The 12,001-nt window shown below is 40.0% G+C and carries 8 protein-coding genes; 3 read left to right on the top strand and 5 right to left on the bottom strand.

Annotated features, from left to right (window positions below):
- Window positions 1–178 precede the first annotated feature (178 nt).
- From ESV24_RS09505 to ESV24_RS09495, 3 genes are all read right to left on the bottom strand, one after another.
- Window positions 179–2,446, bottom strand: coding sequence for a hypothetical protein (locus tag ESV24_RS09505; protein ID WP_111816371.1), 2,268 nt, complete (start codon window positions 2,444–2,446; stop codon window positions 179–181).
- A gap of 343 nt (window positions 2,447–2,789) precedes the next feature.
- Window positions 2,790–3,656 (bottom strand): helix-turn-helix domain-containing protein, encoded by an 867-nt coding sequence (locus tag ESV24_RS09500; RefSeq protein WP_111816372.1) that lies wholly within the window; start codon window positions 3,654–3,656, stop codon window positions 2,790–2,792.
- 160 nt (window positions 3,657–3,816) lie between these two features.
- Window positions 3,817–4,278: a hypothetical protein gene (locus ESV24_RS09495; protein ID WP_111816373.1), complete on the bottom strand. Its 462-nt coding sequence runs from the start codon at window positions 4,276–4,278 to the stop codon at window positions 3,817–3,819.
- Between the two features lie 257 nt (window positions 4,279–4,535).
- Here ESV24_RS09495 and ESV24_RS09490 point away from each other — a divergent pair, with 257 nt between their 5' ends.
- Window positions 4,536–6,110 (top strand): T9SS type A sorting domain-containing protein, encoded by a 1,575-nt coding sequence (locus ESV24_RS09490; protein ID WP_111816374.1) that lies wholly within the window; start codon window positions 4,536–4,538, stop codon window positions 6,108–6,110.
- A 295-nt stretch (window positions 6,111–6,405) separates the two neighbouring features.
- Here the strand turns inward: ESV24_RS09490 and ESV24_RS09485 are convergent, their stop codons facing one another.
- Window positions 6,406–8,565 carry a peptidoglycan DD-metalloendopeptidase family protein gene (locus tag ESV24_RS09485; RefSeq protein ID WP_146743167.1) on the bottom strand — a complete coding sequence of 720 codons (2,160 nt, stop codon included), beginning with the start codon at window positions 8,563–8,565 and terminating at the stop codon, window positions 6,406–6,408.
- A gap of 656 nt (window positions 8,566–9,221) precedes the next feature.
- Between ESV24_RS09485 and ESV24_RS15315 the strand changes: the two genes are divergently transcribed.
- The gene (locus ESV24_RS15315; RefSeq protein ID WP_160110620.1) at window positions 9,222–9,380 is read left to right on the top strand and encodes a hypothetical protein; all 159 of its coding nucleotides are present in this window, start codon (window positions 9,222–9,224) and stop codon (window positions 9,378–9,380) included.
- Window positions 9,381–10,002: 622 nt separating this feature from the next.
- On the top strand, window positions 10,003–10,602 hold the full coding sequence (locus ESV24_RS09480) for a hypothetical protein (protein WP_146743168.1): 600 nt from the start codon (window positions 10,003–10,005) through the stop codon (window positions 10,600–10,602).
- 256 nt (window positions 10,603–10,858) lie between these two features.
- Here ESV24_RS09480 and ESV24_RS09475 read toward each other — a convergent pair whose 3' ends face one another.
- Entirely contained in the window at window positions 10,859–11,710 is an 852-nt protein-coding gene (locus ESV24_RS09475) for a hypothetical protein (protein WP_111816377.1), read from the bottom strand.
- Window positions 11,711–12,001 lie beyond the last annotated feature (291 nt).

The following is a 12,001-nucleotide window of genomic DNA, read 5'->3' as shown; positions in this document are numbered from 1 at the left end:
AAGGCTATTGGCATGGGTGCACTGCAATTGTGTGAAGTTCGTTTATCAAGTTATCGTTTTCCATAATAAAAGTTATTGGCTATAAAGTTACATTGAGAGAATTTTGAAATGTGAGCAATAAAAAAAGCCCGTAGCCTCACATCTACGAGCTTTTTAAGCTGCATGAACCTAAAGAATTTTAGGGTTCCAGCGCGAACGCCACTGTCCTGCCATAATCTTTGGCAACGCGCGATATACCGTCTGTAGCCGTAGAAATTACGTGCAATGATTCAGCGAAGGCCGCTTTTCCAGTCCCGTTTTCATAGCATTCACCCAACAATTCGGAAGGATTAAAACTCTTGCTATATATACCGGTACTGGTGTTTAGGGTATAACCAGAAGCACTGTCTATAACCATTCCTCTTGCATTGGCTATAGGCACTCCCCCACAGGTTCCTTTAACCACACCAAAGCTAAACTCAGCAAAATTGGTGGGATGGACTGCTCTAAAGGTGAGTTCAAGTTCTGCTTCTTCTCCATCGGGTTTGTACTTCACAAAGCCACAGCAGTTGGAGGATGCAGGCTCGCCATTCACGTTTACGGTGTAAATATCGCCTTCGCACTGCCCGTTGTCTATTCGCATAATAATATTGAAAGCATCCGCATTGGAGAAATTTGGATTTTCCAATAGAATATCGGGTGCGTTTTCGCTAAAACTCGCGTTGTCGTGTGTCGGCGTTTTGAAGGTCGCCCTGGGAAGATTTTGTAGAAGACTGCCCGCTTTGTCGAACAGTTCCAACTTAAACTGGTATAAACCGTCTCCCTCAAGCTCCGTAGAATTAAACGTCATGGTATTCATATTATATGTTTGCTGATGCCAATGTGGGTGGGAATCCTCAGCTATATTAAATGGCTCCGTCTCGGGCAGTTCCGGTGGTATGATATATAAGTTGTCATTCGGGCCCTCGGTAAAAGGACCAAGTTTCACACTGTCTGCACCCCATTGTTCATCGCCGTTGGAATCCACATAGATATAGTCATATCCCTTACTAAACGAAGCACCCAAAGGCTCCAAAGGCTCATAGGAAGTTAGGGGAGACAAATCGGTAATTGCTATTTTCCTATAACTCCAACGGTAATAATACATATTGGAGTTTGGCAAATCATTACCGAAGCCCATTCTGAAAGTGGGGCTTCCGCCGAAGGGTCTCTTATAATCATTTACTGTGGTAAGTAAGAAACTATCTCCAGCTGCACCTGCATCCGTTAAGCCAACCCGATCATAAACTACAGATTGCCCTGGTGGTGGCAGCAATTGATGCGCCTGTTGAATATGGGAAACGCTGGCATAGCCAACAGATCTCAACCAAACATTTTGCCCCGGTAAATGGCAATCGCAGCAGCAATTGCCCGCAACCATTTCGTGGGTAAGGTGGATGTTAATATCTGTGCCACAGGCGTAGTTCCAATGGGTGTTACAAGGGATGGGTGGTTTGTAAACTGTGGTCCATACCCCATTGATCATATATTCCACCCAAATATAAATATCGGGCTTATCGCCAAAGCAATTATAGTAAACGCTCTTTTCAAACCTGCCGCTGGCATTGGTTTCTACCACTGCCAATTCCTTGCAACGGTAAAAATAAGGCCACCACCAAGGCCAAAAGCAGAACCACGGATGCAACAACATATAGTTTTTCGCTATGGCTTCCCGAATAACATTCAGGTTGCCAGAGGTAAATTGCTGTTTTATTTCAGAACCCAATTCGGGTAATTTGGAAATTGTTTCTCTATGAATTTCTTTAAGCGATTGGGTCTTGAAAATATTTTCTTGATTTCCCCCTGCCATCATAGGAAAGCGTTCAATCCGTTGAAAAGGTTCAGGGTCTGGAATCGGAATCGGGAATTTAAATACGGGTTTCAATATGGCATCCGGCACCTTGGCGATAATGTGGTCCGGTATTCTATTGATCCAATACAGAATAGGGTCAATCTCACAAATGTGGACGCGCGCTCTACAAACAGCGCGATCTTCCCAACTGTTGCCCGCGTGGAACCATTTTGAAACTTTTCCGCTTACGCGGCATTTGCACCAAAGCCAATAGCGGGATAGCACTTCAGGAATGGGCAAAATAGTTAAGCCTTGGTTGGCATCCATTGTTATTATAGGCTCGTACGCCTTATAGCTTTGCAACTGTTCGGTAGTGTTTATGCGGGTGATTTTTTTGTCGGAAGCAGGAGCGATAAATAGTCTGAGCTGCTCAGGGTCTATTTTCCGCTGCCTGTTTTCAGAAGGCATTTTGTCTAGATTGAATTCCAGGATATTGTCTTTCACATATTGCCACTGCAGCAATTTTCCCCTGCAATGAAAAAGAAAACCGATAAGCGGGAAATCTCTTTCTGGGGGTTGTTCAAAATCTACATTGACCTTGAAATTTCTGTTAAAGTCTTCAGGATTTTGTACCATGATTACTTGGTTTAGGTTAGTGCCTACTCTCTTTCAATTTGGATTTTGGGCATACTCCATTATTTAACGCTGCTATCAATACAGCTGATAAGCATCACATTCATTAAATGGGATGTCTTTTTAGGCTTATATACAACACTACAAACGAAGTAATCCGTTTAGAAGAGAGAGATTGTTGCTTTTCAAATACCTAAAAATGAGCAAATTAAATTACGAAGCTTTTCTTATTCACAATAGTACAAAAGCGACATCTTATTTTAGGAAATTTACAGGACGTAGATAAAACCGTTATTGAGATTTTATATTTAAGAAGCAATTTTCAATGCTTGCCAACCGGATAGTTTTAGTTAAATTCTCTTTTTATATTTTCAAGATGAAGGATGGGCAGAGCGCTATTTTCAAAGAGCTGGGTGGGGCTGCTGCCTGCAAATTTCTTAAAATCCCTTATCATGTGCATTTGGTCATAATAATCACACTCTAGCGCGATGCTGGTCCAGCATTTGTCTGGGATTGTTAGCTTGTTGTGTATTGCGCGGTTGAAGCGTAACAAACGACAGAATATTTTAGGGGAAGTACCTACCTGCTGCCTAAATTTTCGTTCAAAATTGCGTAGGCTCATATTTGCCAAAGATGCGTGTTGCTCTATTGGCACCGAGCCATTGGCATCCAGCATAGTATGGGAAGCTTTGGCTATTGCGTTATTGGCAGCAGTTGCTTTTTTTGGAATTAGATAAGTTGTTAAAAATTCATCGGTAAGGGCCGCCATATTAGCAATAGTCTGTGCTTGTTGCAAATCTTCGGCATAGCACGATATTTCATTGCCAAAAACGGTTTGTGCAGCTACTATCTTATTTGTGAACTCCCTTAATGAAAGCTGGAAGAGACTGTGGAAGCCAGTGGGGGTAAAATGTATTCTGAAGATAGTATATTCCCCCTTAAATTTCCAATTTCCGCAGAAGTCAGTAAAGAGCCCTTTCAGCCAGATGCGTTGTAATTTATGTTCGTAGAACGCAGCTTGAGGAAAGGGCATACCCGTAGGCAGCGCCTTGATAAAACAGAGCAAGCACATCTCCGGGCCCGAATAACAGGGCCAAGAGCGCTCTAATTGGTTTGTATTGAAACTTAAGATACTGTAGTTTAGCACAAACGGTTTTAGGGCATTACAGGGCGCTATGTTTGCGTAAATCGCTTTCAAATTACTATAAACCATCAAGTTACGAAAAATTTATAGTCAATCTATTTGCAGCCGTAGCTATTTATTCAAAAGAATGTAAATCGCATTGTTTCCTTTTAGTTGCAGCTAACTGAAAGCTCCTATATTCCTAAGAATACAACTTTGATATATTTTAATTCAAGAATAAAGACAATCTTTAATCTGCATTTTCCCTCGCCCATTGTTGGTACTGTTCAAATTGCTGATCATTTAGAAGATCCCTGAAAATTCTATCCTGTAGTTCGGTACGCTCAAAGGTGTTCATGGTTTTGTTGCGGTTGTTCCTTTTCCAAGTAATCTCAGAACTATTCCATTCGCTTTCAAAACGGTTTATTTGGTCGTCGTCCATATTCAGATCTGTGTACATTTTCTGCATCTTGGCTTTATTTGCAACCTCTGCATTTGCTGCTGCAGTAGCAGTTGCTGTATTTTGTCTTGTTGTTTGGCGGGCACCTGTTGTTGAGTTGGTGGTAGAATTAGTGGTGGCATTAATTTCAGTATTAGACCTGCCTCTATTATTGGTTGTCTGGGTGTCTGCAGTTGCAGTGGGTTTTGTGGTGCCACAAGCGGTTAGCAGTGTTAAAAAGCCTACTGCCAGTAATGTTTTTAGATTTTTCATAGTGTTTGTTTTTTGTTGTTAGCACTAATTTACACATCCATTTATTTATGGCTAGTGGCTTTAAGAAAAGATTGTATGTCTAGGGATTAGGCATGAGGAATTAGGAATTCGGGATTCGGGATTCGGGATTCGGGATTCGGGATTCGGGATTCGGGATTCGTAAATAATATTTCTCAATACTCAATTCACAATACTCAATACTCAATTCATTCAAATCCATTACATTTATAATTAAATTAATCCCTAAACCTTTCAGTATGAAAAAGAAACTACTCCTCATCACATCCCTTTTTTCAATAGGCCTGTGCTTTTCCCAAACCTATGGCAGCTATGAAATTGATACAAATGGCAAGATTTTCTATCAGCTTCCAAACGCTATTCCTTCGGTTCCGCAGGAAAATAATATAGGCCCAATGGCGCTTGCGCTGGACTGGAGCAATCCGGATTTTGATGTTTCAAACAACCCTACCAAAGATTCGTGGGATTCTCGCATGGCGGTTGGCAACACGGGCAATGTTTATGTTGTTTATAGCGATAACTATACTAACGGACTGCAAAAAATTATGTTTCGTAAAAAAGTGGTAGGCGAAAATTGGTCCACTCCTATTTTTGTGGATAAGGGCGGTGAGATTGGCGGAAAGAACAATCACTTCGGCGCCATTACAAGCTCCCCTAATGGCGATCTTCATGTAATCTACAACGTTTGGGCCAATGAAAACGTGCGTAACTATATAGGTTATTCCTATTACAATGCAGCCACTGATATTTGGAGCGATGGTCTAAAGATTTCCGATCTGGGCGGCACTGTTAACCATTCCATCAGCCACCACGACCTTTACAGTACTGAAGATAACCTGCCTGTAGTGGTGTGGGGTTACGACAATCGTGAAAATCAAGTGGACGAGGAAGTCTATATGAAATATTTTGACGGCACCAATTGGAGCAGCGATATTGCGGTTTCTGATCTTACCGATAATCTGGGAGCTGGTTTTCCCTATATAAAAAGCATAGGCAACAACAAGGCTATGCTGGTTTATGCCGAAGGCACGGGCGGAAGTATGGAAATACATTATAAAATTTACGATGAAACAACCCATACGCTTAGTGCGGCAAAGGTTGTTACTACAGCGAATGTTTTAAGCAGTAGCTATGTGCTAACCACCAGTCCCACTGGCGAGGTAATGGTGCTTACCATCCGAAAAGCTGTAGGCCCAAGCCGCGATGTGCTGAATGTTTATGATTACGACAGCGGTTCTGATTCTTTTAGCCTTTCTTCAAACGTTTTTGAGGTAGCCGCCAATGCAGGTGGCTTGTTGAAAAGGATTGATTGGGACTGTAATGCTGAAGGCGATTGTGCAGTAATCTACACCGATTTTCTGGCGCAGACCAATTCCTTTTTGGAATACAATCCAACAACCGGATTTGGCAGCCCGCTTGTAATAAATGAGGAAAACCCCGGGCTTGATGCGCCGAATGCAAGATTTGACCCCAATGGCAATTTACATGTAGTGTGGAGCGATTTCCGCTTTAACGACGGCCAAGGTTTTGACGAAAGAGAGATAATCTACGAAAAAGGCGTCAATACAAACCTTGGCATAAATGCGCCTTCCCCCACAAGCATTTCAGTGTTTCCTAACCCATCCAATGGCACTTTTACTATTGATACAAATGAAACTTTCACACTGGAAATATTTGATGTGTTGGGTAAAAAGCTGGACACAAAAATCATAACTAGCACCACGCAAATAAATAGCAACCTCGCATCAGGCACTTATTTTTTGCGGTTTACAAATGCACAGGCTACACAGGTTAGGAAATTATTGGTGGAGTAGTAATTAAAATCCTATTGATAAAACAAGAGGCTGAATAAAAAGCACCATGATGCCAGTTTGAGCGGAGTAAAGAACTATTGCGCGGTCAAGAACTATATTGTTCTTACTATAAAGCAGGTCTCCACTTCGCTCAACCGCACAAACCAATGTGTTGTGACTTTTTTAAACAGCCTCTTGATATTTAATATATAAAAATGGTAGATTTTATACTTTGCTATTGCAAATTGGTCCTCATTTCCAAAAACAATAGAGCGCAACCTGCCATTCTTTTAAGCCAACCATTTTTAGCTAGCTACTATTTAGACCAAATACCTTCGTAATTTGCCTTGTTGCCATCTTCATAGCCCACTACACAGCGGGTGAGGTAGCCTTTGGAAAGCATACTGGTATATTCAGTCTGGTATTGCGTACCTGAGAGATGGTGCTTTTCCCACCACGAATTATAATCGGGTGCATTTTTGTACCATATTCCACTCAATCTGGGCTTGCCACCTTTTAGATAGGCATCCAAGTAAACGAGTTTAAACTTTTTCTTATCAGTGTAATCCTTGAACGCATCTTTAAAAGCTTGCAGATCCATATCTGGGCGTAGGTAAAAACCGCCTGTATTTTTCTTTTCCCAAAGGGCGGCAACATAGGTTTTAGAACCCACATTTACACAAGAAACGTTGGTTGGCACCCATCCAGCCTTATGATGCTTTTCAAAATTAGCCTCGTGCCAAGCAAGGGTCTGGCCATGATAGGCCATCCACTTTACCGAACTGTCCTTTTTCCAAACCGCTGTGTAGCGCAACTTGCCACTTAAAAGATAGGAATTTATATTGATGAGCCTATAGCCAGCCTTGTGCCAAGTATCAAATTCAGCTTGATACTTTTTGCCGTCCATATTATGACGGGCTACCCAAGCCACATTTTTTGAGGGGCGGAAAATAACGTTGAAATAGGTCTTTCCATTTACATCAAAACCGTCCACCCAAACAGGGTAATAGCCACAGGTCCATATCTTGTTGAATTCGTCCTGATAGTTTGCCTGATCTATTCCGTGTCTTGCTATTTCCCCCCTATTGGTTGGATTTTCACAGTACGGGTGTTCCATAGCTACAAAGCAAGCTTTGTCTTTCTTCCCCGGAATGCCTTGGGCATGTAATGGGGACCAATTAATATTCGACTTAGGGGTTTTATAGTGCTCCTTCCCTATTACATAACCTGTATTGAACAGTAGCGGTCTAAAAACGCCTTTGTCGGGTTCGCTATCGTTCTCATATGTTTTTATGTGTATATGCAAGTGCGGCGCTGTTGAGTTGCCAGCGTTGCCTGCCTTCCCAAGAATGGTGCCTTTCTTAACGGTTGCTCCCTTTTTCATCAATGAATTAGTAAGTGAACCTTTCTGCAGATGTGCATAAAGGGCAACTACGTTCCCATGCCGAATATAGAAATGGTTTCCGGAACCCCCAAAATCGAATGAGCCCCAAAGTTCATCTTTTTGTTTCTTCATTCCCTCGTCAGAGCCATCTGGTTTCCAGTTGTTGGGAATGTTATTTTCAAAATGCAGCACGATCCCGTCTGCCATCGCCCTCACAGGTTTACCCCAAATGCGATAGTTTTCATTTTTGCTGTTGTCCTTGTTGGGTAACAAACCCCTCCATGCTTTGTCTTCATAAGCTTCCACTCCCAAATCGTAGGCAAACACCTGGCTTCCGCCACCGTGCATAGAGTAGCCGGACACATACTCATCCTTTTCAAAATCGGTCTTATCAAAAGGAAGGGCTAGCGCATGCGTATAGGGTTTGAGATTTTTTGTAACGGAAAGGGAACCCCCGTAATTCTTGAAGTGGAAACTCAGTTTTACCTTGGTAGGGTATGGCGTATCCAGAAAAATCACATCGCCGTTTTCGTGATAGTCTCGACTGTTCTGCCAGTTTGCGGAAAAGCCAGGTTTAATTACCAATTTATTTGATGGTAAAAACACATCTTTTTTTACGGTAGTATTACCATTTTTATATTCCAGCACCACCTCATCAAGATCCACCGCTTCGGTGCCCTTGTTATAAATAGTTGCCCTAATGGAAAGTTGTGCCAGTGAAGTCTCTTCACTCGTAAAGCCCGGGGTGGGGTGAAAAACCACATAGTCGCCATCGGTGGGCTGCATCACAAACTCAATGTTTGAAGGTGCATTCGCTCCCCTTTGGAACACTTCGGCGTCCACCTGTCTGGGGTCGAACTTAACTGGAGCAGTTTCCGCAAATTTAAAGTGCCGCACTTGGGCAATGGTTCCTACCTTTTTGAGAGTGGTGGCCGAAACTTTTCCAGGTTTCATTGCTGAGGTTCTTTTAATTCGTGTTCCCAAGCCAGAGACGGTCTTGGTTTTTGTAGCGACCTTTCTAGAGGCTACAGGCTTTGTAGTGGGCTCCTTTTTTATAGGGGCCTTGGGTCTAAGGATTTTTTTTGCAGTCATTTTACTTAAATTTTGAAGTTGGACAATCAGTAAGAAAACAATCAGAAAATTATTTGCTAGAAAACGCAAACTGCTTAAAAATGAGGAGAGTTTTTGGTTTATATACCACAATGGATATCAACCAATGTAAATGTAGTAAATTATTGAATGCCAGATACTTTTGAAGAAATATATTTTTTAAATGAAAGCATCCTTTTCTCAAATGCTTTTTAATATGGTTAAATTCTAAAACCTCTTTTTTTGAGTAGAAGGAAGTTTTATAAAGTTAATTGTCTTCAAAGTTTCTAAGGATCTGTAGGTGGTATTGATCGATTATTAGATATCAAGATAAATCGGTAATTAAAATCGGCTTTTGAATATTTCGGCATTACCTTCATTTAATGTTTGGTGAATAAAGACATCTACATTTCTTCATACAAATAGAAGACTATTTTTTTCTGAATCATTTAACACCAAGTTGTTAAATATAGTTATAACACTGTATAATGATCTTCTATAGATATAAATTTATGGGGTTCGATTATTGGATTATTGGATTATTGGATTGTTGGATTGTTGGATTGTTGGATTGTTGGATGATCAGATGATTAGATGATTAGATGATTAGATGATTGGACGATTGGACGATTAGGAGTAAGAACATAATTTAAAACACTATGAGCAAAGAAGATAACAACAAAGGGAAAAGCAGAACTATTCCAAATTCGAGTACTAAGACCGCACGCGGAAGTAGAAGCGTACATAGCGAAAAGGATCAGTCAAAAGAGGACGGGTTTAAACCAAACTATCCAGATAAAGAAAAAGAAGAGGAATAGATTTTATCTTTTTTAAGCTTTGGAAAACAGCGTATTTTTTCGGATAGAAACATTTCAAAAGAAAGATTAATATATAAAACATTTTATTATAAAAAAGAATCCAAATTACGAAAATACGTAGGTAAACACCCAATTCCAAGCGCAAAAGGAATCGCAAAAGACGAGGACAGGGATCTGGACAAGTCAAAGAGAGGTAATGCAACCAAAGCGAACAAAGAAGAAGAATAACTCACTTTCTACAAATGCAGTTGTACCCATTTCAATTTTATGGATTTTTAATTCCATATTATTGAGATGGGTTTTTTATTTGGGGGCTGTAGGCTTTAGGCTTTAGGCTGTAAGCTTTAGGCTGTAAGCTTTAGGGTTTTTGAGTTGTGAGATAATCCTTTTCAGATTACTTATGTTTTACGTGCTTAGAATATTAAAATAGGTATTTATATTTTCGTTATGTTTGTACATCAACACCTTATGTGTACCAACATTGCTGTTGTGCTCATTATTGCATTTGTAAGGAACTAACACAAATAGACAAGTTGCTAGCTGTCTTATACTAATAAACAGCAGCTTTTTAGTGATTGCTGATAGTGAATTATAAATAAAACAAATTAAAAACTAAAAACAGATGAAAAATCAATTCCCTTTTTTAATTCTTTTAGTGTGCACGATAACCTTGGTTTCTTGTAAAGAAGGTGCAGAAAAAAATACCGAGTCCGTTGAGGAAAAAGTTGAACAGTTTGAGGAAAAAGACAAAGACCTAGGCACTTGGCTTCAAGATTTGGCGGGTACAACCCCCAATACCGGTGAAGAACTAATAGCCAAATTGCCCAAGGAGCTGATTGGAATGTCTTTGAGAAGCACAGGCAACCCTAGTTCGCAAACCATAGCAGGCACATACAGTTTAGATGAAGACCCAAATAATAAAAGTACGTCAATATCAATAACCGTTGTAGATGGAGCCGGCACTAATGGTTTTCAGCATGTGAATGCGGTTTATAAATTAATTAATCAAAAAGTAGATTTCAAGAGCGAAGAAGGTTGGTCCAAAACCTATGAATATAAAGGAAACCAACTGCTCATTAAAGAACAAGTTAATAAGGATATACAGCGTTCTGAATTGGAATACATCAAAGATAATCGCTACCACATCACGCTTTCTGGGCTCAGATTAAAGAGCGATACATTACTTGAGGCTATGGATGATTTAGAGAAGACAAAGTTTTAATTAAAATAAAAATTAAACTGCAATGAAAGTTAATTTTTAAAAAGCATTCTTTCGGTTTCGGTTTTCGGTTAAAGCTCTATCAACGTCCAAGCACATTCAACTTCAGAAACCCACAAAATGTTCTAAAAATTCAAATTATTGATGACCTATTCTTTCCTGCTTTTCACCAGAGGAACGTAAATCTAACCAATGCTCAAGTCACTTTATTAGAACGCTCCACGTAAACGGTGAAAGACCTTTCTAATCTAATTGACACCTACAGCGATTTTTCTGAGAAAAGCTGATCAAAGAACTTTGTTTTTTCAAGTTCAATAGGACCTAAAAAGTCCTTTTTCTCCTTTTTTATAAAGCCCATAAAATAAAAGTAGCGATCGAAGGTGCGAGTTGCATAACACCTAAAATCCACATTATCTTCTGATTTAAGTTGAGGAAAGGCGTTGAAATATTTTTCTGCATAGAAATTTACGGATCTTTTATCGACCCCATATTTTTTGAGTAAGAAAAGGCTGAACGCAGGATTTATCTGCCCTATAGTTTCAGATTCGTAGCCGTCATAATACGCCCAATTGAATTTAGTGAACAACACGGTTAAGATTTCTTTCAAAATAACATTTCCGTCAGCCGCATACTTTTCTCCTTTTTTGGTCAGGCTTAATGTGCCATTTTTTTTCTTCGCCAAATTTGATATTTGCAGTAAGATGCGGGTTATACTTATCTCTTGGGCATCATCTTCTTTATACAGTTTACCAATCCCCTTTTCTATCATTTCGTTTTTTAGATACCCAAGATCATAAATTTCTTTAACCAATTTGGTAGGCAAAGCTCCGGTTTTTGTGAGTTTTAATTCCTTCCCTCCTTTCATCTTATCGATGAGGAAGCGCAACTGCATAAGCAACGGGCAGTCTTTAAGTTGCTCTTCCGAAAGTTTGTTTATAACTAGCGGACTTTCGCCTGTTGGGAAGTGATAGTGCAATTGCTGCATCTCCGTGGGCGAAAGACCTTCAAAATAATCCACCCCATTCTCATTATAAATGTTTGCTCTTCTTTGCAATTCCTTATTGAGGTCGTTCAAATTGTCAAAATTTTCTAAGTTGTCTAGATTAATCATTTATCGTTATTTTAATTAAGTTTATCAAAACTCATTTTTAATGATGAAATAAAACTTGCTTCCTAAAAAGCGGTTATAAGCTTCTCGCCTATTCTTTTATCTAAACCTCCGCCATCATCTAAAACATTCATATTTAAAATTCTACAAGATTGCATTTATGTTCCGGCTGCACAAGCGGGTTCGACTGCGCTCACCCTGACATTTGGACTTGCATTTATTAAGGGGTTCGACTTCAGTTTATCCTGAGCCTGCCGAAGGGCTCACCCTGACATTTTTGATTTCGGTTTCGAT

The organism is Aequorivita lipolytica, from assembly GCF_007997135.1.
GTDB classification, from domain to species: Bacteria; Bacteroidota; Bacteroidia; order Flavobacteriales; family Flavobacteriaceae; genus Aequorivita; species Aequorivita lipolytica.
Note: the sequence above shows the minus strand (reverse complement) of the source record. Positions and strands in the feature narration are given on the sequence as shown.